A 25088-nucleotide genomic window follows, 5' to 3' on the forward strand; every position below is an offset into this window, starting at 1 on the left:
GGGCCTACGCCGCCCGCTCGGGGTTGGCCGGAGCCGCGTCGGCGAAGCGCGTCTTGTTGACCGCGTTGCGCCAGGCGTCGGCCGGGGCGATGCGCCCGGCGGCGAGGAGTTCGAGCAGGGATTCGTCCAGGGTCTTCATGCCGCTGCCTTTCCCTGTCTCCATCACGGAAAAAATCTGGAATACCTTGTTTTCGCGGATGAGGTTGCGCACGGCCGTGTTGGCCAGGAGGATCTCCTGGGCGAGCACCCGGCCCGGCGCGTCGACGCGGGAAAAGAGCATCTGGGAAATCACGGCGCACAGCGATTCGGACAACGCCGAGCGGATCTGCGCCTGCCGGTCGCCGGGAAAGACGTCGATGATACGGTCGATGGTCTTGGCCGCCGAGACCGTGTGCAGGGTGGACAGCACCAGATGGCCGGTCTCGGCCGCCTCCAGGGCCAGTTCGATGGTTTCCAGGTCGCGCATTTCGCCGACGAGGATGATGTCCGGGTCCTCGCGCAACGCCCCGCGCAGGGCGGCTGCGAAGGAGCGTGTGTCGCGCCCGACCTCGCGCTGGTTGACCAGGCAGCCCGTTGTGGCGTGCACGAACTCGATGGGGTCCTCGATGGTGATGATGTGGTCGCGGCGGTTGTCCGCGGCGTGGCGCACCATGGCGGCGAGCGTGGTGGACTTGCCCGAGCCCGTGGGGCCGGTGACGAGCACGAGCCCCTTGGGGCGCATGGCAAGTTCGGCCAGGCTCTCGGGCAGGCCCAGGTCGGCCAGGGTGGGCACGGTTTCGGGGATGGCGCGAAACGCGGCCGACACGCCGCGCTCCTGGCGGAAGTAGTTGGCGCGCATGCGGCCGATGCCCGGCGCGGCATAGGCGAAATCCAGATCCCCGGTCTCCTCGAAGGTCTTGATCAGCCGCTCGGGCGCGATCTCGTAGAGCAGCGCCTTGAGTTCCTCGATTTCCAGCACCTTGTATTTGATGCGCTCCAGCCGGCCGTTTAAGCGCAGCATGGGCTGGGAGCCGCTGGCTAGATGCAGGTCTGAGGCTCCGGTATCCTTGAGCATTTTGAAAAAGGCGTCGATCTGGGCCATGGGACCGCCGGGGAGGTTGGGGGTTGCCGACGCCTTCCTCCTAGCACGGAGGCGGGGGGTTTTGGAATCGCCGGCCCGGCATCCGGCCGTTTTGGGCACGGCTTTTGTAAACCCCGGAGTGCGTTCCCCCCGGCGTCGCGCGTACATGCCGCGAATCGGGGAAATATCGGGGCGCGCGGCGATGGGCAGGATCGCCGGGAGTTTAACGAAATGAAACGGTCGACGTCACAACTTGAAAAAATGAAACGCCAACGGGGCGTTCGGATTCCTGGCCGGGTTTTTTTTTGGCCGAAGCCGACCGTAAATATCGTTAAAGAGCGATAAGGAGCGAAGGGCGATGCGGGACGATTCCACAGAGGTCAAGGAGACCTATACGGTGCAGGAAGTGGCCAGGCTGCTCAAATGCAGCGACCAGACGGTGCGCAAGTTCATCAGGGGCCGGTCGCTGCGCGGGGTCAAGGTCGGGCGCGGCTGGCGCATCAGCCATGAAGAAGTGGTGCGCCTGACGCGGTTGCAGGGCTAGACGGCGAAACGGTCGAAAACGGGAACGACGCATGGGCAAGGAAGCCGACATCACGCCGAACCAGCGGCTCCTGGAGCTGATCCGCAAGCCGGACGCGGCTGCGGCGGCGTCCGTGGGTGCGGCCTCAGGGCCTGTCAAGGCCGCTGCCGCCCGGCGTCGCGGACTGCTTTCCGGTTTGTTGCCCCGGGGCAAGGCTGTGAGCGTGGGCGTGGACATTTCCCAGACCCAGCTCGTGTGCGTGAAAATCCGGGGTCGCGATGCCGCGTTCGAGTTGCTCGGCAAGGCGGTGGTGCCCGTGCCCGAGGGCGTCGCCCCGGGCTCTCCGGAATTCGTGGCCCTGTTGCGCCAGACCCTGTCCGGGCTGTGCGGCGCGGACCCGCTGCCGCAGCTTTGGGCCGCGGCGCAAAGCTCCCGGGCCAACCTCCAGTTCGTCACCATTCCCAAAGTGCCGTCGCGGCAGGTCAACAACGCCGTGTTCTGGACGGCCAAGAAGGAACTGGGGTTCGACGAGGCTGCGGTGGTGTTCGATTTCGAACCCCGCGGCGAGGTGGCGGAAAAGGGCGCGACGAAGCTCGGGGCCATGGCCTACACCGCCCCCCGCGACGCCGTAAGCGTGGTGCGCGGCGACTTCGCCAAGGCCGGCTTCCCCCTGGCCGGGCTCACCCTGGAGCCGTTCTCCCACCAGAACCTCTTCCGCCGCAAGCTCGTCCCCGAGGCCGGCGCGGCCACGGCCAACCTGCACGTGGGCGCGAATTGGTCCCGCCTGGAGATTTTCAACAACGGCGACCTGATGTTCGTGCGCGTCATCAAGACATCCATGTCGGGCATGATCCAGGCCGTGCAGGAGGCCCTGGACGCCTACCGGCATTCCTCGCCCCAGGCCGCGGCGTCGCCGGCGGAGCCGGAATCGGAGCCGGTGACGGCCGCGGACGCGCGCGAGGAGGCAGGGCTCAGCCTGTCGCCGGAACTCGCCGGCCCGATGCTGCTCGACCTGGACAACAACGATGTCCCGGGCGGCCTCGTGCTCGACCTCGACGCCGGACCGGCCGCTCCGCCCGAGCCGGCGCAGCCGAGCCGGCCGCTGGTCTCCCCGGAGCAGGCCCGGGAAGCGTTCGAGGGCGTCATTTACGGCTGCGGCGACCTGCCCGACGACCATCCCGGCGCGGGGCTGGGGCCGGACGAGATCATGGTCATGCTGGAGCCCGTGGCCTCGCGCCTGGTGCGCCAGGTGGAGATGACGCTCAAGCATTACCGGGAATCCCTCGGCTACGACGCGGTCACGCGCCTGACGGTCTCGGGACCGCTCGGGGCGAGCGATGCGTTCGTGCGCTACATCGGCGAGCAGACCGGGTTGCCGTGCGTGGCGCTCGACCCCATGGGCGACCGCGTGCCCGCGGTCTGCGCCCCGGGAGGGCGGGAAGTGCCCGGACCGGCCTGGACGCAGGCCCTGGGCCTGGCGTTTTCCGAGCGGGCCATCACGCCGAACGTCCTTTTCACCTACATCGCCAAGGCGGCACAACGCGCCTCGCGTCTGGTGGAGCAAGGGAGCCTCGTCGCCCTGGCGGTGGTGCTTGCGGCCATGGCCTACTTTTCCTTCGACGCCGCGGCCCGGGTCCGGGCGCTGACAGGCGAGCGCGACGCGATCACGCGGGAGATGACCGCCCTCGGCGCGGCCGTCGATCCCGACGGCCTGTCGCGCATGACCGCCGAACTGCGCGCCAAGCGCACGGCCCTGCGGGCATTCGCAGGCCGCAACAAGGCGGTGGGGCTTTTCGAACAGGCTTTGGCCCTGGCCCCGGACGGCGTGTCCCTGGGGTCCGTCACGGGCGAGTTCGGCCCGCCCGCCATCCCGTCCAAGCCCGGCGCGCCGCAGCCGGCGTCGCAAACGCCCGGCCGGCTGGTGCTCGAGGGCATGGTGACGGGCGATGCCAGGCTTTTCGATTCGATGCTGGCCAGCTACGTGGTGGCGCTCGAAGGCTCGCCGGTCTTCGACGGCGTGTCGGTGAAAAAAAGCGAACTCGAAAGCCTCGAAGGCGGCGCGACCGGACTGCGGTTCGTCATCGGGTGTTCGTTCGCGGGGGACTAGGCCATGACGCTTGCCGATCTCAAAAGACGCCTGCCCCCCCGCACGCTGGGCTATCTGGTCGTCGGCGCACTGCTCGCCGGCGCGTTCCTGGCGCTTTTCATCATCCCCGACAGCCACAAGGCCAAGGAATTGGCCGTGGAGATCGGGCAGTTGCGGGCGGCGCTCGAAGTGCGCCGCCAGATGCTGCCCGTGTTGCAGTCCCTGAACAAGGCCCGCGCCTCCCTGCCGGCCGTGGACGCGACGGAGAAGCCGGGGCGGCTGCCGCTGTCCGACGTGGGGCGGCTGGCGGCGATCATGGACGACTTGGCCGCGCCGAGCGGTGTGCGCATGACCCGGGTGTCGCCGGACCCGGCTTCCGTGACGCGGGGGGGGCTGCTGGCGGTACGGCTCGGGATGCTGGGCGAACCCGACAAATTTCGCGAGTTTCTGCTGGCGCTTGGCCGTTTTGCACCCTTGGTGCGCATCGAGTCCGTCTCCACGGTGGTAGGCGGCGACGGTCGCGAGTACGCGGTGAAATGCTGGTTGGGCGTGCAATGAACGGAAGCGTCGAAAAGCGGGGGCAGGGATGACCCGTCGGGAAAAGATCATTCTGGCCTTAACGGGCGTGGTTGCCGTGGCCGGGCTTTGGATGGGCCTTGGCGGCGACGCGCCGCCGCCGCCGGCAGTGCCCGCCGCGCGCCAGGAGACGGCCCAGGCCGGCAGCATGCTGGCGGCCATCAAGGACGCGGCGCTGACCCCGGCCGAAGAGGCCATGGTCGCCGCCATCGGGGCTTCCTGGCCGCAGAGGGCGTTCTACGACAAGCCCTTTGCCGGGCAGACGGCGGCCAAGCCGGTGTCGCGGCCGCGTTTCACCGGCTATGTGGAACTGGGTTCGGGCCGCCTCGCCGTGGTGGACGGCATGGAATACCAGGTCGGCGACACGCTCGAGAGCGGCGGCTACAAGGTCGTGGCCATCGCGCCGGAGCAGGTGGCGTTGGAAAGCTTGGCCAACGGGCAGCGGATCGAGATCCCCTACGAGGGGCGGGACGCCGCCCAGTAGGGCAGGGCGCGCGGGTGGCCGTGCGCGGGGAGCAAGCGTATGCGAGGTCGTTTCATGCAGGGAAATCGATATGGCCGGGCTGTGATCGCCGCCCTCGTCGCGGCGTCGCTGGCCGCCCCGGGGTGCGTGAAAAAGCCGCAGCAGGACGCCTTCATCAAGCACTGGGACACCATGGCCAACAAGTCGGAGGGCTATACGCCGACGGCCCATCCGCGCAAGATCGAGAAGGAACAGGCCGCCATCACCGCGAAGAAGCAGGTGCGGGAGGAGGCCAAGCCGGCCAGGCGGCTGCCCACGCAACGGGTGACCCTGCGCATGTACGACACGGACCTCGTGGCCGTGGTGCGGGCCATGGCCCGCGCGGCCAACCAGAACGTGGTGCTTTCCTCCTCCATCCCCGGCTCCGCGAACGGCGGCCAGGGGGGCCTTCGCATCAACGTCAACGTGGCCGATGCGCCGTGGGACGAGACGTTCAAAAGCATCCTGGTTTCCAACGGCCTGACCTACGCCATCGACGGCGACATCATCCGCGTCATGACCCTGGCCGACATGGAGCAGCAAAACAAGCTCAGGGAAGCCGACAACAAGCTCGCGGCCGAGGCGGCCCGGGCCAAGGCCATGGAGCCCTACGAGACCTGGAAGGTCGAGGTGAACTTCGCGGACCTCGACGAACTGGCCGTAACGCTCAATTCGCTGTGCGGCAACACCACGGCCATGCCCGGCCTCGGGAAGGGAAGCCTCACCGAGAACACAAAGATTACCGGCGGCGCTTCCCCCAACGATGCGACCAAAACGACGAACATCGCCGTCTCCGACCCGGTAAAAGGGCCTACGCCGGCCCTGCCGGCCCTGGGCGACTACAAGCTCGGCCTGCTCAAGGGCTTCGTCATCCCCGACCACTACAGCAACTCCCTGGTCATCCAGGCGTCCAACGCCGACGCGGAAAAGATCATCCAGCTCATCGAGAAGCTCGACCAGCCGCGTCCGCAGATCCGCCTCAAGGCCTTCATCGTGCAGACCGACCGGACCACGGCGCAACAGCTGGGCATCCAGTGGGGTGGATTGCTCAAAAATTCAAACTTCCAGATGTCGCCGGCCCAGGCGGGCACGATCAGCGGGACGAACAGTTCCACCAACACCGGGACGACCACCGCGACGAGCACGACCACCGGCGGCACGGCGGGTTCGACCCTGGCGACCAGTTCCACCGGCACGAACACCACCACCGGCGGCTCGAACCTCACCAACGCCTTGTCGCCCATTTTCGGCGGCGGCACCTCGGGCCAAGGCTTCGCCATCAACAACCCGGCTTCTTTGACCTCGACCACCACGGGCCTTGGCGCGGCCGGCACCGGCATCAACTTCCTGTTCGGCAAGATCGGCGAAAACGTGCTCGAGGCCCAGCTCACCGCCCTGGCGGAGGACAACAAGGTCAAGATCCTTTCGAGCCCGACCATCACGACCATGGAGAACAAGGAAGCCTACACCGAAAACGGCAAGAAGATTCCCTACGTTTCCACGTCCCAAAACGGCACCAACGTGCAGTTCGCCGACGCGCTCCTGCGCCTGGAAATGCTGCCCCACGTGATCGACGGCAGCAACCTGCGCATGAAGATCGTGGTCAAGGACGACCAGGTGGACGAGAACCAGGGCAACTGGGTGCAGGGCAACCCGCCCATCTACAAGCGGGAGACCCGCTCGACCCTGGTGGTCGAGGACGGTGACACCATCGTCATCTCGGGGCTTACGCGCGACACCGTCAGTGACGGCCAGTCCGGCGTGCCCCTCCTGCGCGACATCCCAGGCCTTGGCTGGGCGTTCAAATCGAAAAACAACTCCGTCGAACGGGAACAGATCCTCATCTTCGTCACGCCGAAGATCCTCAAGGAAAAGCCCGTGGCCCCGGTGCCGCCCGTCGCCGACCGGGTGGACCCGCAGGCCCTGGCGCGCGGGCCCGTGGCCGCGGCCGAAGTCGTGAAGCCCTAAGGAGGACGACCATGAGCTATTATCTCGCCTTGGGCCTGGAACGGGAACCGTTCTCCAATTCCCCGGACCCGGACCTGTTGTACCGGGCCAAGTCCCACCTGGAATGCCTGCAACACATGGAGATCGCCGTGCGCTTGCGCCGGGGCTTGAACGTCGTCCTCGGCGAGGTCGGCACCGGCAAGACCACGCTCGGCCGCGAGCTCACGCGCATCCTCGCCGCCGACCCCGACATCGAGGTCTATTTCCTCGACGATCCCTACCATCCCACGCCCGTGGAGTTCCTCCTCGCCCTGTGCCGGCTGTTCGGCGTGGACACGGCCGGGCTCGGCCGCGACGCCGGCCCCATAAAGGACGCGCTCAAGGCCTCGCTTCTGGCCAAAAGCGCCGCAGGCAGCCGCATCGTGGCCCTGATCGTGGACGAAGGGCAAAAGATCACCCCGGAATGCCTGGAGCTTTTGCGCGAGCTGCTCAATTTCGAGACCAACACCCACAAGCTTCTGCAAATCGTCATGTTCGCCCAAAACGAGTTCGAGGACGTGCTGGCCGCGCGGCCCAACCTCGACGACCGGGTGAATTTCCGCTATCGGCTGCTGCCGCTCGACCGCAGGCAGACCCGGCGCATGATCGAGACGCGCCTGGCCCGCTGCGCGCCGGAGGGTGCGGTTCCGATCCTCTTCACGGGCCTGGCCATGCGCCGCATCCATCGCCTGACCAGGGGCTATCCGCGCAAGATCGTGCGGCTGTGCCACCTGTCCATGCTGCTGGCCGTCGGGTTCGGCAAACGGCGCATCGGCTGGGGCCTGGTCGGCCGCGCCGCGCGCGAGTCCGCGGGCGGAGCGGGGCGGTGGCTGCGCCGCGCGGCCGCGGCCTGCGCCTGCGCCGCCCTTGTCGGCGCGGCCGGCTACGGCATCTTTGGCCAGGAATTTTCCGCCCTGCCGCAAACCCTGCTCGAGTTCGCCCGAAAGGGCCGGGCCTCCCTGGCGGGACCGGCCGTGGCCACGGCCGTCGCACCGCAGGCCGCCACGATGCCCCAGGCCGAGGCCGCGCCGGCCACTACGCCTGCGGCGGCAGCGGACGAAGCGCCCGAAGTCGTGACCGCCGCCGCGCCCGGGACGCAGGAACCTGCCGCGCAGCCGGCCGTTGCCGCCGCCGCGCCGCAACGCGCCGTTTCGCCCGAACCTGCCGCCGCGCCGGAAGCCGTGGCCGCAACGGCCGTAGCCGCGCCCGCACCGCAGCCCGTCGCCGCCCACGCGGCCTCGGCCGGCGTGCCGGCGGCCGTTGCCGCGCCTGCCGCGCCGGCAGCCACGCCCGCGCCCGGCAACGGCCTGGGCGCGGCCATGGACCTGGCCGACGCGGCCCGGTCGCAGGGAGCCGGCGAGCAGATCATCGTCGTGACCAGCGAGGACGGCCTGCCGGCCCTGCCGCAGCCGACCGGCATGCTGGCCGCGCCGCCGGCCCTGCCAGTCGCGCCGCCTGCGCCGGTCAAGACCGTTGCCGCCGCAGGAACCACGCAGAATGCCGTCGCCGAACTCGGCGAGTCCGTGGTGCGCCCCGGCTGGTCGGTCAGCAGGCTGGCGGCCCGGGTCTACGGCAACGGAGGGCGGGCCGTGCTCGCGCGCCTGGCCAAGGCCAACCCCGGCGTCGACTTCGGCCATATCCGCGCCGGCGAGTCCCTGGTCTATCCGGTCATCGAGGCCAAGGCACCGCCGGTCGGGGCGTATCTCGTGAAGGTGGGCAGCGTGGACAGCCTGGAAAAGGGCTTCGCCTTCATCTCCCGCGTCAGGGACCGCGAGAACCTGTCGCTGTCGCTTTTCTGCACGCGCCATCCCGAGAACGGGTTCCGCTTCGACGTTGTGGTGGCGGCCCTGTACCCGGACCAGTCCCGGGCGCAGACGGCCCTGGCCGCGCTGCCGCCGGAACTCGCCGCGCGGGCCGTGCTGCTCGGCGGCTTCCCTGAGGGGACAGCCTATTACACGGACCTCGGCGAAGCGGACGGCATGGTCGCGCAGGCGTTTCGCCCACTCGGGCGGCAGGTCGCCGAAAGCCGGCCCGCACGCCGTGTCGCGCCGCGCGCCGCCCTCGGCGCGGGCGAACTGCACGCCGGCGAGTAGCCGCGAAAGGACCGGAAATCGCCCATGGAGCCCAGAAAACGCCTGCGCCTCGGCGAGATGCTCGTCGCCGCCGGACTCGTCAGCGAGGACAAGCTGCGCCAGGCCCTGGCCGCGGGCAAGCGCGGCGGACTGCGGCTCGGCCAGCAGCTCGTTCGCGACGGGACCGTCAAGGAATCCGACATCGTCGACCTGATCAGCCGCCAGATGGGGCTGGCCAAGTACACTCCGGAGCGCTTCCCGGTGGACAGCCACCTGGCGGGCGTCATCCCGGCGGAAATGGCGCTGCGCTCCAAACTCGTGCCGCTGTCCAAGACCGGGAACCTCATCCGCGTGGCCATGCCCGATCCGCTGGACATCAGCGCCATCGAAGACATCGAGATCTACAAGAACTGCGAGGTGGAGCCGATCATCTGCACCGAGCGCGAGCTCGGCTACCTGACCAGCGCCATCTACGGCATGGGGCTCGGCATCGAGGGCGTCCTCGACAGCATCGAGGACATGCGCGACGACGGCGTCAAGGCCGAGGACGGCTCCGGCGACGTGCAGGTCAGCTCGCTGGAGGACATGGCCGGCGAAGCGCCGGTGGTGCGTTTCGTCAATTCGCTGCTCTCCCAGGCCGTGCGCGAGGGGGCCAGCGACGTGCATATCAGCCCCGAGCGCGACCAGGTGCAGATCCGCATGCGCATCGACGGCAAGCTCAAGGCCGTGCCCTCGCCGCCCAAGCCCATGATCCTGCCCATCGTCTCGCGCATCAAGATTCTCGCCAACCTGGACATCGCCATAAGCCGCGTGCCCCAGGACGGCCGTTTCACCGTGGCCATCGACAAGCGCGAGATCAACATCCGCGTCTCGACCATGCCCACCATCCACGGCGAGAACCTCGTCCTGCGCCTGCTCGACATGAGCGCCGGCGGCATGCTGTTGTCCGACCTCGGGCTGTCCGCCGAGGATCTGGCCAAGATCCGCCTGGTGGTGGACAAGCCCTACGGCATGTTCCTGGCCACGGGTCCCACGGGCTCGGGCAAATCGACCACGCTTTTCGCGCTCTTGCGCGAAATCAGCCGGCCCGACATCAACGTCATCACCCTGGAGGATCCGGTCGAATACCGCATGGAGGGCGTGCGCCAGGTGCAGCTCAACCGCCGCGCCGGCATGACGTTCGCCAGCGCCCTGCGTTCCACGCTGCGCCAGGACCCGGACGTGGTCCTCGTGGGCGAGATCCGCGACCCCGAAACCGCGGCCATCGCCGTGCAGGCGGCGCTCACCGGCCACAAGGTGCTCTCCACCGTGCACACCAACGACGCCGCCGGCGCGGTCATGCGCCTGACGGACATGGGCATCGAACCCTTTCTCGTGTCCTCGGTGCTCAACGTCTCCATCGCCCAGCGCCTGGTGCGCCGCATTTGCCCCAATTGCGCCGAACCCTATACGCCAAAGCCCGAGGTGCTGCGTTTCTGGAACCTCGAAGGCGCGCAAGGGGCCACGTTCATGCGCGGCCGGGGCTGCTACCTCTGCGGCGACTCGGGGTTCAAGGGCCGCGTCGGGCTTTACGAAATCCTGGTCATCGACGAGGACATCCAGGAGATGATCAACAAGCGGGCCACCTCGAGGGAGATCAGTCGCTTCGCCGCGGACACGGGGCGGCTCAAGCTCCTGGAGGACGACGCGCGCCTCAAGATTCTCGAAGGCAAGACCACCTTCGAGGAGGCCTCCTCGGCGGTCATGCTGTAAGCCCCCGCCAGGAAAGGAGCGTTCGTGCCGCAATTCAGCTACGAGGCCATCAACGAGGCCGGCAACACCGTCACCGGGACGCTCGAGGCCGAAGGCTCCGAGGCGGCGAAGAACCGCCTGGCCGCCATGGGCTACATCCCGGTTTCGGTCCAGCGCGGCGGCGGGGCGGCCGGCGGCGGGGGCGGCTCCGCTCCGATGCTGTTTCTTTCCCGCGTCAAGGCCCAGGAACTGATCCTTTTCACCAAACAGTTCCGCACCATGCTCGGCGCGGGGCTGTCCATGCTGGAAATCCTGCGCGTGCTGGAACAGCAGACCGAAAACGCCCTGCTGCGCCATGTCTGCACGCAGATGACCGACGACGTGAAAAAGGGCTCCACCATTTCCGACGCCCTGGCCAAGCACAAGCGCGTCTTTTCCGATCTCTACGTCAGCATGGTGCGCGCGGGCGAGACGGCCGGCGCGCTGCCCGAGGTGCTTGATCGCCTCATCTACATCATTTCCCACGAACACCAGGTGCGCACGGACATCAAGTCGGCCCTGCAATACCCCATCACCGTGGTCATCGCCCTGGGCATCGCCTTCTTCGTGCTGCTCACCTTCGTGATTCCGGTGTTCGCGCAGATTTTCGCCAGCGCCCACGTGGCGCTCCCCTGGCCGACGCGGGTGGCGATCGCACTCAACGTCGCCATCAAGGAGTATTGGTACCTGTTGCTCGGCGGTCTCGCCGCCGTGACGACCGCGCTGTATTTCTGGTTCAAGACGGAAGGGGGCAAGGTCGCCCGCGACGCCTTTTTCCTGCACATCCCCATCATCGGCATGCTGTTTCGCAAGGCGGCCATGTCGCGCTTCGCCTCGATCTTTTCCATTTTGCAGGCCAGCGGCGTGCCGGTGCTGACCACCATCGACATCCTCGTCGGCACCATCGGCAACGCGGCCATCGCCCGGGAGTTTCGGCGCATCCAGGACCTCATCCGCACCGGCCAGGGGCTGGCTGGGCCGCTGGCCCGGGCCAAGTACTTCACGCCCATGGTCGTGACCATGGTGGCCGTTGGCGAGGAGTCGGGCAATCTCGACGAGATGCTTTCGGCCATAAGCGAACACTACGACGCCGAGGTGAGCTATGCGGTCAAGCGCCTTTCCGACGCCCTCGGGCCGATTCTCATCGTCGGCCTTGCCGGCGTTGTGGGCTTTTTCGCCCTGGCCATTTTCCTGCCCATGTGGGACATGTCGCAAGTGGCGCTGCATCATTGACGCGGCGGGAGCGCGGAGCGTCGCATTTGGGAAAAGCGCGTAACCGGATGCCGCCCGCGGCGACGGGTAGTGTGAACGGATTGGCCCCGGTGGGCACGGTGCGAAGCGACTGGCTGCGAGGCGGCATGCGGCGACGATTCGATCCGAGTCTGGCGGTGCTCGTTCCCGTCATCCTGGGCGGGGTGGCGACGCTTGCCGTGCTGTGCGCCGACATGCTCCCCCGGATTTTCCCCGCGATTTTCCTGGCGCAGGGCATCCTCGTGCCCGCCGTTGCCGCCGGATTGGCCGTGGCCACCGTCGCGGCGGTCTTCGTGCTGTTGGCCCTGCGCCCCATCCGCCGGCTCCTCTCCGCCACGCCCCCGGTTCTGCCTGCGACGGCCGCCGCCGCGCCCCGCCCTTTCGGCGAATTCGACCGGTTGGGGCTTGTGGCCGACCAGATGGCCGAAGCCCTCGGCAAGCTCGACGCCAGGGCGCAATTCCCGGAGATGGTGGGCGAGAGCCGGGTCATGCGGGGCGTGTTCTCCCATATCCTCAAGGTTGCGGCCACGGACGCCACAGTGCTGGTCATCGGGGAATCGGGGACGGGCAAGGAGCTTGTGGCCCGGGCCGTGCATGCCAAAAGCGCCCGCAGCAATGGCCCCTTTGTTGCCATCAATTGCGCCGCCATCCCGGAGGGGCTCCTGGAAAGCGAGCTTTTCGGGCATGAAAAGGGCGCGTTCACCGGGGCGCACGCCAGGAAGCGCGGCCGGTTCGAGCAGGCGGACGGCGGCACGCTGCTGCTCGACGAGATCGGCGACATGCCGCTCGAAACCCAGGCCAAGATCCTGCGCGTCATCGAAGCGCGGCAGGTGGAACGCCTCGGCGGCGAGGGGCGGGGCGTGCCTGTGAACGTGCGTCTGATCGCGGCCACGCACCGCGACCTGCCGGCCATGATCGCGGCCGGGCGTTTTCGCGAGGACCTCTATCATCGCCTCAACGTGTTTCCGTTGCGGCTGCCACCCTTGCGGGAACGTCGGGAGGACATCGCGCTATTGGCGGACAGGTTCCTGGATGCGTTGCGGCCCGGGGCCACGCTGTCCGTGGAGGCGCTGCAAGGGCTGCTCGCCTACGATTGGCCGGGCAATGTGCGCGAACTCAAGAATGTCATGGAGCGGGCGGTGGTTCTGGCTTGCGGGAGCCCCGTCGCGCCTGCGCATTTGCGAGGTCTCCTGGCGGCGGACGCGGACCGGGATGCCTGTGTGTCCGGGGCAGGCGACGGCCTCGACGCCCGGGTGGCGGGGTACGAGCGGGCGTTGATCGAGGCGGCGCTCTCGCGCACGGGCGGAGTGCAGGCCCGGGCGGCGTCGCTGCTCGGCATCAAGGAACGCAGCCTGTGGCACCGGGTGAAAAAGCTCGGCATCGATCCGGCACTTTTCAAGGGAACAGGCGGGAAATAGGCTGATCTCCAAAATTTGCTGCCATAAGCAGCAAATTTTGGAGTATAGAGGCAGCGCAGGCGGTGAATAATGTTCGCAAGGGGTTGTGTCGCATGGGGTTACCACGATATGCCTTGGGCGGCATGGTTCCTGCTTGACAACAAAGGTCGCCAGGGGGCGGCAAACCCTTATCGGAGGAGAAAGGAACATGGTTAAGTCGAAACTCGGCGCCCAGGGGCAGCAGGGCTTCACGCTGATCGAAATCATCGCCGTGCTGGTCATCCTCGGCATCCTGGCCGTGGTGGCCGTGCCCAAGTATTTCAACTTGCAAAACGACGCCCGCAAGTCCGCCGCCCAGGGGCTTGTTTCCGCCGCCCAATCGCAGTTGAGCCTTGGCTATGCCAACCAGAAGCTTAACAGTAACTATGGCTTCAATCAGTATGATGATGCTGGATTTAAGAAAGAATGTGATAAAGTCAGCATCACCGGCAATGCCAGCATTGATTGTAAGGCTTCTGGTAACAACGCTACCATTACAGGTACTGTGGAAGGGCAGACAAATACTGGCTCTTGGAACAACCCTGAAGGTTAATATGTTTGTTCCGAAAGCGGCAGATTTGCTTGTTTAGTCTGCCGCTTTCGGATTTTGATTTTGTAGATTTTCTTGGCATGCACAGTCATTTGTCAAAAGACGTATGATCGCTGCGAGGGGTGATGGATCGTTCTCGGGCCGGATTTACAATCATTGAGATTGTAGCAGTGCTTTGCCTGATAGCCATCCTTTTTATCACCGCGGTTCCGAAATACAATTCCATGCTCGACGATTCGCGTCGACAGGCGGCAAAGGGAATGGTTGCCGCCGCGCAGTCGCAGTTGTCCTTGGAATACTCGCGCCGCATCATTACAGGCAACTCCCTTGCTGTAGTCTCTCAAAATGTCTGTGATATGGTTTCTCGGTCCGGCGGCAGCGGCGAAGCAAGCATTACCTGCTCGGGCAATCTCTCCGATACTGAAGTCTCCATTACCGCAACTGTGGAAGGCCAGTCCGTCGATGCCAACTGGGCAAGTCCCCAATCTGGCTCGTAATGCCGTGCGCGGCAAATCGGCGATCTCTCCGCACACTCAGAATCATATCCCGAGTATCTTTTGTTTTGTAGTGCATCTTTTTCTGGAGTCCGCATGACGCGATCACGTTATTTTGTGCAAAACTGGCGTAGATTGTCTATACTTTCGCTTATTATTTCATTAGCTTGGCTTCAATTGCATTTCCCTATCGTCGCTCTTGATTTTGACTTGTGGTATCATCTTCTTGGTGGTTCCTATATCCTTAACAATCATGCTTTGCCTGATACTGCATTTTTTTCCTATTTGAAGTTAAATCCAGGTGGATGGGTGGATTATTATTGGCTGTTTCAGATTATTGTAGAGTCAGTGTATCGCCTGGGTGGATTTGCGGCACTGGTCATTTTACGCAGTGCTCTGTATTTAGCTACGGTATGGATGCTCTATGCATATTTGCGCGACGCTGAAGATGTCGATGATGATGGTGTTTATGTTTTCATTTTGACGCTTTCCTGTATATATGCCCTGGCTCTTGTCCCACGCGATCTTATTTTGCGGCCGCATATCATTACATATCTTTTTATCGTCGTGTATCATTTTATCGTGGACAAGCGTCCGCAATGGCGTTGGGTGTTGCCGGTGTTGGCGCTGGTCTGGACGAACGTGCATGGCGTGGAATACCCTGTGCTTTTGCTTGTCGGCGGGGCGTATCTTGCGGAATTTTTCGTGCCGAAACTGCTGCGGCGGCCGGTGCCGGAAGTCGCACGGTTGCTGCGCTGGCCGCTCATTTTGTCGCTCTATGCCATTTTGGTCACACCGGCCGGGTTTTCACTGCTTGTCAAGCCTTTTTCGCCGCCGCTGTTCCACGAACGGGTGGTTAACGAGCTTATGCCCAGGGAAATCGGGACGTTTCTCCTTTTTTCCTTCAATATGGGGGGGAATTTCGTCGAGACTTCGGGCAATGTGCTCGTGGTGTTTCTTGTAGGCGCGGTGGCGGCATTGGGCTGGATGCGGCGATTGCGCGTCAGCCGGATCGTTCTCTTCGCCGGGGGGCTTTTCCTTTTGCCCCAGTCTCGTCGATTTTCGTATGAATTTATCCTGCTTTGTCTCCCCTTGGCCGGGGATGTGGTCGGGCTTCTGGCCGAGAGGCGACCGCGCGCCATTTCCTGGAAGACCGCGCTTGCCGCGTGCATGATCGTGGTTGCGGCATCCGTCTGGTGTCTGGCGGATTTTATGGGGCACAGGCAGCGTTTTCCGGTCGATCTGGCGCGACTGCCCGTGGGGGTGTGCGATTTCCTCATGAAGGAGGGGCCGGGCGGACGGATTTTCAACGTGCCCAATCCCGGGGGCTACCTGGAGTGGCGGCTTTATCCCAAGTATAAGATATTCATGGATATGCAGACGATGCTCTTTTCGAGCTTCGATCTGTTCACGGGCATTACCGGGTTTGGAGACAAGGAATTGCTGCGGCGTACGATCGCGCAGTACGAGACCGGGTTTCTGGCCGTGGATATCCAGGACAAGGGGTTCGGCAAACGCATCGAAGGCATCGGGCATTTCCAGCCGGTCTTTTTCGACGATGCGCTGGTGTTGTACGCCGACGCGGACCGGTATCCCGATCTTGTTGCGCGGTTCAAGCTCACGGCGCTCGATCCTTTTACGTGCGTCACCGAGAATTACGAGGGCATGGACGCCGGCAAGCGGGAGGCGATGCTTGCCGAGTGCCGGCGGATGCAGGCCGTTTCGCCGGACGGGCTGATCGTGGACACGGTGGTTGCGAAGATTTTGCTCGCCAAGGGGGAGACGGGAGAGGCCGCAAAGGTCGCCGTGCGGCTTATGGAAATTTATCCTAACCGGTACATGGGCTATGCCCTGGCCGGGCTCGCGGCGTTCAAGGAGGAGCGTTACGCCGACGCCCTGGCGCGCAACCAGGAGGCGCTTGCGCGTGCCATGCCTGGCGAGAGGCCCCTGGTCGTGCGCAACCTGTATGCCACGTATGCGCGGCTCAAGGAATTCGGCAAGGCGTATGAGACGTTGTCGTCGGTGATCAATCCCATGTCCACGAGTTCTTCCTTTACGGATCTCTACGACTTGGGCATGGCGGCGGTGGCTGCGGGCAAGGCCCGGGAGGGGAAGCTGCTTTTGACCATGGCGCAGGCCAAGGCGTCGGACAAGGATGTGGAGAAATCCAAGGAGATTGCGTCGCTTTTGGGCATGATGCAAGAGGTGCCCGATTGAATTGCGCTCTTTGCGGCGGGCTTCACGGGGGCTGCGTCTTGGTGTACGCTTCGGGCTAAGGGTGGAAACGGCATGAGGCAATCGGGCGGGCGCACGGTCGCAGCTGGTTTCAGCGTCATCGAGGGGGTTGCGGTCCTCCTGTTGATCGGCATTCTTGCCGTCGCGGCGGCCGTGAAATACGGCAAGACCGGCTCGCGCGCCATTGCCGAAGCCGACGGCCTGCGCTCGGTCCTGCGCTATGCCCAGTCACGGGCCATGGCCGACGTCTACACCTGGGGCGTCTCGTTCGACTCTACGAGCTACACGCTTTTTTCCAACAATCCCAGCCAGTCGGCTCATGCCATTCCCGGCCAGGGCAGCAGCACGCACACGCTGGCGTCCGGCGTGACCTTGAGCGGCACTTCTCCCATCATTTTCGATTGGCGTGGCCAGCCGGTCAAGACCACGATCACGACGGCCGGCGGTTGGGCCGATCCGCAAACCGCTTACCAGTACATCACGGTTTCGGAGTCTGGCGGTTCCGCCAATGTCACTATTACGCCTTATACGGGGTTCGTCCCATGACGCGCCGACACGTCGAACAGGGTTTCACGCTGCTTGAAGTGGTTTTGACATTCGTCATTTTCGCGATCGTCTGCCTTGTCGCGGTGACGGCGTTCAACAGGGGCATGACGCGGACGGACATTCCGGTCAAGCAATTGCAGACGGACGCCAGCCTGCAACTTGTCCTGGAGAACATGATTTCGGCCAAGACCGCGTCCTATTCCAACGATCTTGTCGGGTTCAGCGCCGCCCTTGGCGCCACGAACACCGTGACTTCAAATTATGCGACGGGTGGTGGCGGGAATTATATTATTTCGGAAAAGGATTTTGTCTGCCCGGGGAGCGGGAAGTTCGCTGTCACGGCGAATACGAATCAGTATTTGCTGGTGACGATCAAGCCGAGCAGCAGTTCCGGCGTAAGCCTGACATATTTGTTCAATTCATCGAACAACACGTGCAATGGGCATTGAAATGCTACGGAATATGATTATCCGACACGAGCGCGGTGCAGGGTTTACAATCATCGAAGTTCTTCTTGTCTGTGTGCTTCTGGGATTTCTGGCGCTCTTGAGCACGCGGATGTTTTCCGATGTGATTCGCGGCTACATTCTGGCCCGCAATTCCGATGCCGCGGTGCAGAAGGCGCAAAACGCCATGCAGCGCATGACGCTCGATTTTACCTATTTGAAGCCCAATGATGCGACAGGTTCGGAAAATTCATTGACCTACAACATGACTTTAGCAAATACTTCGCAAGTTACCATTCAGCAATCTGAAAATCAAATTACCTATAGTGTGAACAGTGCCCCATATGTTTTGACCGACGGAGTGAAAGCGGGATCGCTGACCTTTTCTTATTATAATTCATATGATGCCGCTGCGGTAAATTCCATTAGTAGTTCTACGAGTATGATAGGATTGAATTATATCATGGTTGGTGATGATACAAGTCAGGGCCTTTCGCAAAGTTACGCAACACGTATAATGGTGAATAAGGTTAAATAGGAGCTTGTATGCGTACAGGCTGTTGTTGCAAATTAAGCAAAGTGCTGCGGCGGGTGCTTGTGTTCGGGGCGAACGGCTCAAGTTTGCTGTGGGCGATCGGCGCACTTGTGTTGCTCAGTGTCGTTGGAACGACAGTCGCGTTGATGAGCCCTTCTGCTTTGCAATCAAAGTTAGAGCAAGAAGCAGGAATGCGGGCGTATTACAATGCTAATGCCGGACTGAATTATATTTTGGGGCAGCAAGAATCTTCAGTTATGTCGGGTATTTCTTTGACTAATTTTGTAAGTAATATGGGAAATGGTGCTTATGTTAATTACAGTGTTGGTGGGGGAGGGGGCTTTAACTTTGCGCTAGGGAATGTAATATCTTCGAATTCGAATAATACGTATCAAGTTACAAGCCTTGTCGGAACGGTTTCAAAATCATCCGACAAGATTCCTTATGCCTACGTCTTATATGGTGGGGGAAAGGGTGCCAGTTCTGTATTCACATATGGGCATACGCCAATCGGCGCAACAAAATATGTTATCTATGCTGCAAATGCCAAAGTTTCGATACAAGGCGCTGCCACTGTCGTAGGTGACGTATATGCCCAATCTCTCGATGTTAGTATGGCGACGGTTACCGGTGATGTCGTCGCAGTCAACGATGCTGATCTAGGATTCTCCACGACATTAAAAGGAGCTCTCTGTTCTGGTGGCAATGTGACACTTAATCAATCTTCCGTATCGAAGACTGTAAGTGCTGTAGGAGATATAGATTTTAAATTTAAATCACAGGTAGACGGTGATGTTTTCTCGGGTGGTAAAATTACTACAGCGAGTAGTGTGAGTTTGAATAGCGATGTTAGTGCCTTTGAGAATATTTCTCTTGGGTGGAATACAAAGATTGCAAATAATGCATATTCAGGAGGTGTTGGCTGTAAAAAGTGCAATATTGATTTTACCAATTCCGCTATTTCGATTGGGAAAAATGCGTACGCAAATAAAAATATAAATTTGTCGGGGGGGTCAAATATTGGCGGCGTTGCGGTTGCACAAAAAGTCAATGGTGATGCTGTTGGCTCGAAGATCGAAACGACAACGTATCCACCTAATATTCGACCAAAGCCTCCACTCCCTTGTCGTACTGATAAGGTTCCAACATCACCTAGTTATAGCGATGACAGTACAGTCGATGTAAAAATTCCGTGGGCAAGTACGCTATATGATAAAGATCACCCGTTGCCGCCTGGTAAATACAGGGATTTGGCGATGGATTCCTCCGCAGTTATGACTTTTACAGCAGGTGTTTACTATTTTAATTCAGTTTCTACCGGCTGGGCGGATACTATAAATTATGATTTAAGCAAAGGGGATATTACCATATTGGTTGTTGGTGGTATTTCAATCGGCGGGGCTAATTCAATTAATGTGAAAACAAAAGAAAGAGATTATTGTGATATGTCGACAGTCGATAAAAATGAAGCCGCAAAGGTTTACTGGGAAAGTAAAAAGAGTGGCTTCATCGGATGGGGCACGGACTGGTTTGGAACTATGTTCACACAAGTCTCCATTACGTTAGATGGTGCAAATAATCATGTTGTAGGCGCACTTGTAACCGCTGGGACGGTAAGTAATATTGATTGGGCAGTAAATATCTATTATGTGCCGTCGAATTATGCGATGAAGTATTGGAATTAAATAATCTATATATAATTTCTTATTTATAAATGAATTGCTGTAAGCGAGGAATTGATGCTATTCTTTAAAAAAAGGCAGAGAGAGACAATCTCTTTGGCTCTCAGTATGCTTGTTATTCCGCTTCCGGCGAGTGGCTGTCATGCATTCTGCGCGAGATGCTCTGCGGAATATTTTCCCCTCCTCCCGCGACGCCACAGCTGTCGGTTCCTCATTGCTCTACGCCATCATCGCCCTGACGACCCTCTCCGCCATCGCAGCCGCCGCCGCGACCCTCGTCTCCACGACAAGCCAGACCTCCATTACCAGCGCTGACGCACTGCGCGCCCGCTACCTCGCCCTCTCCGGGCTCAATCTCTGGAACCCCGACACCACAGGCTCCTTCACCCTCGGCAACGACATCATCCTGCTCGCCCAATCCGGCCCCGACGCCGCAGGCGGCTACGCCGTCACCAGCACAGGCGTCGTGCGCCCAGGCACAGCCGGCGAAACCCGAAGCACCCTCACCGCCACGCGCGGCGGCTCCGGCGTCACCATCACCTTCGAAGACGACATCGACCACTTCAAAACCCCCGTGGTCGGCAAGACCGGAAACAGCGCCGGCACAGGCCATGTCTACGGCTCGGACGCCGACACCAACGCTCCGGCAACGCTCACCGTCAGCGAATGGACCAGCCTGTGGACGCAAAACGTCTCCCGCTACGCCGGCGGCTGGGTGCGCCTGGGCTGCGGCGAATCCCAAACCACGGGAGCGGTCTGGTACACGGGAACCAAAGGAGCCTGCACCGCCGGAAGCTGCGCGCTCGGCACCGGGTTTCGCGCCTATTTCCGGTTCGCGTTTTCCGATTACGACGACGACGCGCAATCCAAAGCCCACGGCGACGGCTTCACCTTCACCATCGCCACGGCCGCAAACGATCCCGCAACCGCCGCAGGCGGCGCGGCCTCGGGCGGCTGCGGCGAATACCTGGGCTACGCCGGACCAGGGCCGAGCGGAAAAGGCATAGCACCCCCAAAAATGGCCGTGGAAATCGACACCTACCCCAATCGCGGACACGCCTCCCCCGAAAACGCCAACTCCCGCCGCGACGGCAGCAACGCCAACCACGTCGCCGTGGTCTATTGGGGCGACACGGCCACCTCCTACGACGACAACGTCCACGGCCTCGGCTCCGTACCGCAAAACCCGTTGGTGACTTCGACCGGCTATGCGGAAAAGACCGTGGCCCGCGGCCAGCCCCAATGGCTGGAAGACGGCGAGGACCACGGCCTGCGCCTGGAACTGCAACGCGTGGAATCACATGGTGAAAACGTCTACACCCTCAAGGTCTGGGTCGATCCCGCCGGCACAGGCAAAGACGATGTGAGCGCGGACTACGCCGCCGAAACACCCTTGGTCGTCTCCTCGGTTGCCCTCGCGTCGGCGGACAACGCCGGACTCGCCGCCGTGCGCTTCGGCTTCACCGAAGCCACGAGCGCCGGGATAAACCAGGATGTGGCCATACACGATTTCGCCCTGCGCTTCCGGGAATAGCGGCGCGGTTGCAAATTCCGCGCGCGCAAAGCACACTGGCCCCATGCGCCCCCTGGTCCCCTTCCTCCTGCTCGCCGCAACGCTCGCCGCGCCACCCGCACAGGCGGACACCATCTACCAGTTCCGCGACGCCAAAGGCAGCATCCACCTCAGCAACAAGAAACTCGACGACAACTACCAGCCCTTCGACTACATGCGCCTGCCCGCCGGCACGGACGCGAACAAGGTCGTGCCGTTCATCCGCTACTACTGCCGTCGCCACGGCATGGACCCCAACCTCGTGCGGGCCATGGTCGAAGTGGAATCCGGCTTCGAAACCAAGGCCGTCTCGCCCAAGGGCGCGGCCGGACTCATGCAGATCATGCCCGGCACGGGCAAAGGCCTGGGGCTCGTCGACGCCTTCGACGGCGCGACCAACCTGGAAGCCGGTATCCGCTACATGCGCTCGCTGCTCGACGCCTACGGCGACGTGCGCCTCGCCCTGGCCGCCTACAACGCCGGCCCCGGCCGCGTGCCCAAAGGCGGCCCCATCCCCGATATTCCCGAAACCCGCGACTACGTGGCCAAGGTCATGGCCCGCGCCGGCATCCGATAGCGCCACTCCCGCCTTGACCTCGCGCCCGGTTTGGGCGAGCACGGAAAATCCGGGAGCGGATGGGGTCCGCGTTCCCGTAAACGCGGCCGCGACTCGCGGCCACCCAAGGAGGACGGCTCATATGAGTACCGATTGGAAGGGACTGCTTGGCGACGCCATGCAGGATTTCGGCGCGCTGGCCAAAGGCAATCCCAAGATCATGGAAGCCATACAAACGCTCGACAAGGCCGGTGCGGTCCACGGCGCGCTCGACGCCAAGACCAGGGAACTGATCGCCCTGGCCGTCGCCTCGACCACGCGCTGCGACACCTGCATCGCCGTGCACGCCAAAGGCGCGGTCGAAGCCGGAGCCACGCGCGAGGAACTGCTCGAAGCCCTGGGCGTGGCCGTCGGCCTCAACGCCGGCGCGGCCTTCGTCTACTCCTCCCACGTCCTGAGCGCCTTCGACGCCATGGGCAAATAACGTCTCCCCCGCGGCGGGGCCGAACGCCCCGCCGCCATGGACAAAACCGGCGGAACATGATTTTGTCGCCCCCGGTCCGGGGCTTGCTCCGGGCGTGAGAACCCGGAGGCGAAAAATGGCGCTCAAGACGGCGTCGGCACTGCTGGTCATGACCTTCCTGCTCGGCGGCTGCGGCATGTTCGCCGCCAAGCCCCAGGCGTCCCGGAGTGCGCCCGCGGCCATGCCCCTGACCGCGGACAACGTGGACCACGTCCGTGACGCCGTGACCAAGGCCAAAGCCTCCCAGGCCAAACCGCTGGCCCCCGAAGAATACCAGGCCTACGCCCGGCGCGTGTACGTCGCCTCCTGGAGCGGCGAGCATTCCGCCGCCGCCACCACCGACGCCGCGCTGGCCCTGGCCAAGGCCGGCAATGACCCGGCCCGGCAATACCTCACGATCATGGTCTACGACATCCAGCTCCTCTCGGCCATGGAGGCCGCCAGCCTCTCGCCGGAAGACTGGCGCGCCGTCTACGTCGGCTCGGGCATCATGACCGATGCCGCCTTCACCGGCTACATGGCCATGAGCCGCGCCGGCAAGGTCGTGCCCTGAGCCCGCAGGCCCCCGCGACATGAGCCTTTCCCTCGCCAGCCTGCCGCGCGCCGCGCGCGCCGTGGCCATTGACGCCGCAAAAATCTGCCTGGACCTGTTCAAGGTCATGGTGCCGATCCTGATTGGCGTCAAAATCCTCAAGGAACTCGGCTGGATCGTCTATCTGGCCAAGCCGCTCGCGCCGCTGATGGGCTTGGTCGGCCTGCCGCCGGAATGCGGCCTGACCTGGGCCACGGCCATCGCCAACAACCTCTACGCCGCACTGGCCGTGCACGCCGCACTCGTGCCCTCCATGCCGCCCCTGTCCATGGCCCAGGCCACGGTCGTCGCCACGATGATGCTCATTGCCCACAATATCTTCGTGGAAGGGGCCATCGCCAAAAAATGCGGCGTGGGTTTCTGGGGGCAGGCGGCGCTACGCCTTTCCGGCGCGCTGGCCTGCGGCATGTTGCTCCACGCCGTTTTTTCGGGGTTCGGCTTGCTCGCCGCGCCCGCGCCGCTGCTCTTCGCCCCGTCCCAGGGCGAGGAGGGGCTTGCAACCTGGGCCTTCGGGGAAATCAAGAATCTTGGCATGATCTACCTCGTCATCGCCTCCCTGGTCGGGCTCATGCGCGTTCTGGACAAGCTCGGCGTGACGCGACTTTTCGAGACCGCATTGCTGCCTTTTCTGCACCTCATGGGCATCGGCCGCGCGGCCGCGACCATCACCGTCATCGGGCTGGTCATGGGTCTGGCCTACGGCTCGGGGCTGATCCTGCTCGACATCCAGCAGGGCAAGGTGGACAGACGCGACGTCTTTTCGGCCATAAGCCTCATGAGCCTCTCGCACGCGCTGATCGAGGACACGCTCTTAATGTACTTGATCGGCGCGAGCCTGTGGGGCACATTCGTCGGGAGGCTGGCGTTTTCCCTCGCCGTGGTCGCGGTCCTGTCCCGGGTCGCGCCGGCGTTCGCCGGAAGGCCGGCCGTGGTGCGGCAATGAGCATGAAATGGCGCCCCAGGCGGGTGTTTCTCTGGTGCGGCTACGCCCTGGTCGCGGTGGTGGTGGCCGTGGGCGTGGGCGCGGTCGTGGCCGCCTCCACCGTGGACCCGGCCTTCGAGCCGGTCGTGGCGCGGCTGGTGGCCGACGGGTTTCCCGAAGGCAAGCTGCGCAGGCTCTTTTCCCGCGCCGAAATGGTCTTCAGCCAGAAGGCCATGTCCGACAAACTGACCGCGCTTTACATGCGCAAGTACGGCCTGCGCCTGGTCGCGGACACGCAGCAGCGCCTGGCTGCGCTCGGCTGGTATCCCGGCCCGGTGGACGGCCGCCTCGACCGCATGACCAAGTGGGCCATCAAGTCCTACCAGACCGCCGTGGGCCTGGCCCCCAATCCCGTGGCCAGCGAGGCGCTGCTCGCGGAGCTTGACAAGCGGCCCCAGCATGCCCCGGAAGGCATCACGTTTCCCGATTTCAGCGGCCAGGAAGTCCACGACGTGGTCTTAAGCCCCGAACGGCTGGCCGAGGCCCGGGAATTCTACGCCAGAAACCGCGACGCCCTGGCCCGGGTGCGCGAGCGTTACGGCGTGCCCGAGGAATACCTCGTGGCGCTGCTGGCCGTCGAAACGCGGGTGGGGCTCTACCTCGGCGACGTGGTGGCCGTGGTCAATCTGGCGAGTCTGGTCGCGGCCGAGGACCCGGCGCGCACGGCTGCGGCGTTCGCCTACGAGCGGCCGGACGCGACGCGGCAGGCCTGGCTCGAACGCAAGGCCAAGGAAAAGGGCGAGTGGGCGTACGGCGAGCTCAAGGCGCTCTTGCGCTACGCGGACGCCCAGGGCATCGACCCGCTGTCCATGCCGGGCTCCATTTACGGGGCCATCGGCATCTGCCAGTTCATGCCTTCCAACGCCCTCAAATACGCCGTGGACGGCGACGGCGACGGCAAGGCCGACCTTTTCAACGTGGACGACGCGCTCATGAGCCTCGGCAACATCCTGCGCGCCATGGGCTGGAAGCAGCCCATGAGCGAGGAGGCCATGCGCAAGGTGTTCTACGGCTACAATCATAGCCAGGTGTACGTGAACACGATCATGGGGGCGGCCGCGCGTTTGCGTGAGGCAGCCGCTTCTGGTACGCTCAAACCATGACCCGTCGCCCGGTGACGCCGCCGCGTCCCG

General features: G+C 63.4%; 23 protein-coding genes. 22 read left to right on the top strand and 1 reads right to left on the bottom strand.

Annotated elements, in window-relative coordinates; genetic code table 11:
• Positions 1–4 precede the first annotated feature (4 nt).
• Positions 5–1081: a type IV pilus twitching motility protein PilT gene (locus Q368_RS0112680; RefSeq protein WP_029459441.1), complete on the bottom strand. Its 1077-nt coding sequence runs from the start codon at positions 1079–1081 to the stop codon at positions 5–7.
• 337 nt (positions 1082–1418) lie between these two features.
• On the opposite strand from Q368_RS0112680, the gene Q368_RS0112685 reads away from it, so the two are divergent.
• The 22 genes from Q368_RS0112685 to Q368_RS0112780 all read left to right on the top strand — a co-directional run bounded on the left by Q368_RS0112685 (position 1419) and on the right by Q368_RS0112780 (position 25058).
• Positions 1419–1604: a helix-turn-helix domain-containing protein gene (locus Q368_RS0112685; protein ID WP_029459442.1), complete on the top strand. Its 186-nt coding sequence runs from the start codon at positions 1419–1421 to the stop codon at positions 1602–1604.
• 31 nt (positions 1605–1635) lie between these two features.
• The gene (locus Q368_RS0112690) at positions 1636–3690 is read left to right on the top strand and encodes a type IV pilus biogenesis protein PilM (RefSeq protein WP_029459443.1); all 2055 of its coding nucleotides are present in this window, start codon (positions 1636–1638) and stop codon (positions 3688–3690) included.
• 3 nt (positions 3691–3693) lie between these two features.
• A complete protein-coding gene (locus Q368_RS0112695; RefSeq protein WP_029459444.1) occupies positions 3694–4227 on the top strand; it encodes a hypothetical protein in 534 nt (177 codons plus the stop codon).
• 28 nt (positions 4228–4255) lie between these two features.
• Positions 4256–4729 (top strand): hypothetical protein, encoded by a 474-nt coding sequence (locus Q368_RS0112700; RefSeq protein ID WP_029459445.1) that lies wholly within the window; start codon positions 4256–4258, stop codon positions 4727–4729.
• A 39-nt stretch (positions 4730–4768) separates the two neighbouring features.
• On the top strand, positions 4769–6715 hold the full coding sequence (locus Q368_RS0112705) for a type IV pilus secretin PilQ (protein WP_245611337.1): 1947 nt from the start codon (positions 4769–4771) through the stop codon (positions 6713–6715).
• Positions 6716–6726: 11 nt separating this feature from the next.
• On the top strand, positions 6727–8826 hold the full coding sequence (locus tag Q368_RS0112710) for an ExeA family protein (protein WP_052360153.1): 2100 nt from the start codon (positions 6727–6729) through the stop codon (positions 8824–8826).
• Positions 8827–8850: 24 nt separating this feature from the next.
• Positions 8851–10557: a GspE/PulE family protein gene (locus Q368_RS0112715; RefSeq protein ID WP_029459448.1), complete on the top strand. Its 1707-nt coding sequence runs from the start codon at positions 8851–8853 to the stop codon at positions 10555–10557.
• A gap of 24 nt (positions 10558–10581) precedes the next feature.
• On the top strand, positions 10582–11808 hold the full coding sequence (locus Q368_RS0112720; protein WP_029459449.1) for a type II secretion system F family protein: 1227 nt from the start codon (positions 10582–10584) through the stop codon (positions 11806–11808).
• Positions 11809–11879: 71 nt separating this feature from the next.
• The gene (locus Q368_RS0112725) at positions 11880–13244 is read left to right on the top strand and encodes a sigma-54 interaction domain-containing protein (RefSeq protein WP_245611338.1); all 1365 of its coding nucleotides are present in this window, start codon (positions 11880–11882) and stop codon (positions 13242–13244) included.
• Between the two features lie 187 nt (positions 13245–13431).
• The gene (locus Q368_RS27285) at positions 13432–13815 is read left to right on the top strand and encodes a type II secretion system protein (RefSeq protein ID WP_029459451.1); all 384 of its coding nucleotides are present in this window, start codon (positions 13432–13434) and stop codon (positions 13813–13815) included.
• A gap of 122 nt (positions 13816–13937) precedes the next feature.
• Positions 13938–14309, top strand: coding sequence for a hypothetical protein (locus Q368_RS24555; protein WP_084158764.1), 372 nt, complete (start codon positions 13938–13940; stop codon positions 14307–14309).
• Between the two features lie 93 nt (positions 14310–14402).
• The gene (locus Q368_RS0112740; protein ID WP_029459453.1) at positions 14403–16523 is read left to right on the top strand and encodes a pilus assembly protein TadD; all 2121 of its coding nucleotides are present in this window, start codon (positions 14403–14405) and stop codon (positions 16521–16523) included.
• A gap of 72 nt (positions 16524–16595) precedes the next feature.
• The gene (locus Q368_RS0112745) at positions 16596–17087 is read left to right on the top strand and encodes a pilus assembly FimT family protein (RefSeq protein ID WP_029459454.1); all 492 of its coding nucleotides are present in this window, start codon (positions 16596–16598) and stop codon (positions 17085–17087) included.
• Positions 17084–17536: a PulJ/GspJ family protein gene (locus Q368_RS0112750; RefSeq protein ID WP_029459455.1), complete on the top strand. Its 453-nt coding sequence runs from the start codon at positions 17084–17086 to the stop codon at positions 17534–17536. The genes Q368_RS0112745 and Q368_RS0112750 overlap by 4 nt, the downstream gene beginning before the upstream one ends.
• Complete coding sequence (locus Q368_RS25660) at positions 17526–18071, top strand: PulJ/GspJ family protein (RefSeq protein WP_156955706.1); 546 nt, start codon at positions 17526–17528, stop codon at positions 18069–18071. The genes Q368_RS0112750 and Q368_RS25660 overlap by 11 nt, the downstream gene beginning before the upstream one ends.
• An 8-nt stretch (positions 18072–18079) precedes the next feature.
• Entirely contained in the window at positions 18080–19753 is a 1674-nt protein-coding gene (locus Q368_RS25665) for a hypothetical protein (RefSeq protein WP_156955707.1), read from the top strand.
• Between the two features lie 139 nt (positions 19754–19892).
• Positions 19893–21284 carry an L-type lectin family protein gene (locus tag Q368_RS0112755; protein ID WP_245611339.1) on the top strand — a complete coding sequence of 464 codons (1392 nt, stop codon included), beginning with the start codon at positions 19893–19895 and terminating at the stop codon, positions 21282–21284.
• A 43-nt stretch (positions 21285–21327) separates the two neighbouring features.
• Positions 21328–21879: a lytic transglycosylase domain-containing protein gene (locus tag Q368_RS0112760; protein WP_029459457.1), complete on the top strand. Its 552-nt coding sequence runs from the start codon at positions 21328–21330 to the stop codon at positions 21877–21879.
• A 121-nt stretch (positions 21880–22000) separates the two neighbouring features.
• Positions 22001–22342, top strand: a complete 342-nt coding sequence (locus tag Q368_RS0112765) for a carboxymuconolactone decarboxylase family protein (protein WP_029459458.1) — start codon at positions 22001–22003, stop codon at positions 22340–22342.
• 115 nt (positions 22343–22457) lie between these two features.
• Positions 22458–22934 carry a hypothetical protein gene (locus Q368_RS0112770; RefSeq protein WP_029459459.1) on the top strand — a complete coding sequence of 159 codons (477 nt, stop codon included), beginning with the start codon at positions 22458–22460 and terminating at the stop codon, positions 22932–22934.
• Between the two features lie 19 nt (positions 22935–22953).
• Positions 22954–23916: a nucleoside recognition domain-containing protein gene (locus tag Q368_RS0112775; RefSeq protein WP_029459460.1), complete on the top strand. Its 963-nt coding sequence runs from the start codon at positions 22954–22956 to the stop codon at positions 23914–23916.
• Positions 23913–25058, top strand: coding sequence for a lytic murein transglycosylase (locus tag Q368_RS0112780; protein ID WP_052360154.1), 1146 nt, complete (start codon positions 23913–23915; stop codon positions 25056–25058). Before Q368_RS0112775 ends, Q368_RS0112780 begins: the two co-directional genes overlap by 4 nt.
• The last annotated feature ends 30 nt before the right edge of the window (positions 25059–25088 follow it).

The organism is Solidesulfovibrio alcoholivorans DSM 5433 (assembly GCF_000702665.1).
Classification (GTDB): domain Bacteria; phylum Desulfobacterota; class Desulfovibrionia; order Desulfovibrionales; family Desulfovibrionaceae; genus Solidesulfovibrio; species Solidesulfovibrio alcoholivorans.

Excerpts from the sequence above, each read along its gene's own strand:
- Q368_RS0112680 (WP_029459441.1), bottom strand. The coding sequence starts at position 1,081 with ATGGCCCAGATCGACGCCTTTTTCAAAATGCTCAAGGATACCGGAGCC.
- Q368_RS0112685 (WP_029459442.1), top strand. The coding sequence starts at position 1,419 with ATGCGGGACGATTCCACAGAGGTCAAGGAGACCTATACGGTGCAGGAA.
- Q368_RS0112690 (WP_029459443.1), top strand. The coding sequence starts at position 1,636 with ATGGGCAAGGAAGCCGACATCACGCCGAACCAGCGGCTCCTGGAGCTG.
- Q368_RS0112695 (WP_029459444.1), top strand. The coding sequence starts at position 3,694 with ATGACGCTTGCCGATCTCAAAAGACGCCTGCCCCCCCGCACGCTGGGC.
- Q368_RS0112700 (WP_029459445.1), top strand. The coding sequence starts at position 4,256 with ATGACCCGTCGGGAAAAGATCATTCTGGCCTTAACGGGCGTGGTTGCC.
- Q368_RS0112705 (WP_245611337.1), top strand. The coding sequence starts at position 4,769 with ATGCGAGGTCGTTTCATGCAGGGAAATCGATATGGCCGGGCTGTGATC.
- Q368_RS0112710 (WP_052360153.1), top strand. The coding sequence starts at position 6,727 with ATGAGCTATTATCTCGCCTTGGGCCTGGAACGGGAACCGTTCTCCAAT.
- Q368_RS0112715 (WP_029459448.1), top strand. The coding sequence starts at position 8,851 with ATGGAGCCCAGAAAACGCCTGCGCCTCGGCGAGATGCTCGTCGCCGCC.
- Q368_RS27285 (WP_029459451.1), top strand. The coding sequence starts at position 13,432 with ATGGTTAAGTCGAAACTCGGCGCCCAGGGGCAGCAGGGCTTCACGCTG.
- Q368_RS24555 (WP_084158764.1), top strand. The coding sequence starts at position 13,938 with ATGGATCGTTCTCGGGCCGGATTTACAATCATTGAGATTGTAGCAGTG.
- Q368_RS0112740 (WP_029459453.1), top strand. The coding sequence starts at position 14,403 with ATGACGCGATCACGTTATTTTGTGCAAAACTGGCGTAGATTGTCTATA.
- Q368_RS0112745 (WP_029459454.1), top strand. The coding sequence starts at position 16,596 with ATGAGGCAATCGGGCGGGCGCACGGTCGCAGCTGGTTTCAGCGTCATC.
- Q368_RS0112750 (WP_029459455.1), top strand. The coding sequence starts at position 17,084 with ATGACGCGCCGACACGTCGAACAGGGTTTCACGCTGCTTGAAGTGGTT.
- Q368_RS25660 (WP_156955706.1), top strand. The coding sequence starts at position 17,526 with ATGGGCATTGAAATGCTACGGAATATGATTATCCGACACGAGCGCGGT.
- Q368_RS25665 (WP_156955707.1), top strand. The coding sequence starts at position 18,080 with ATGCGTACAGGCTGTTGTTGCAAATTAAGCAAAGTGCTGCGGCGGGTG.
- Q368_RS0112755 (WP_245611339.1), top strand. The coding sequence starts at position 19,893 with ATGCATTCTGCGCGAGATGCTCTGCGGAATATTTTCCCCTCCTCCCGC.
- Q368_RS0112760 (WP_029459457.1), top strand. The coding sequence starts at position 21,328 with ATGCGCCCCCTGGTCCCCTTCCTCCTGCTCGCCGCAACGCTCGCCGCG.
- Q368_RS0112765 (WP_029459458.1), top strand. The coding sequence starts at position 22,001 with ATGAGTACCGATTGGAAGGGACTGCTTGGCGACGCCATGCAGGATTTC.
- Q368_RS0112770 (WP_029459459.1), top strand. The coding sequence starts at position 22,458 with ATGGCGCTCAAGACGGCGTCGGCACTGCTGGTCATGACCTTCCTGCTC.
- Q368_RS0112775 (WP_029459460.1), top strand. The coding sequence starts at position 22,954 with ATGAGCCTTTCCCTCGCCAGCCTGCCGCGCGCCGCGCGCGCCGTGGCC.
- Q368_RS0112780 (WP_052360154.1), top strand. The coding sequence starts at position 23,913 with ATGAGCATGAAATGGCGCCCCAGGCGGGTGTTTCTCTGGTGCGGCTAC.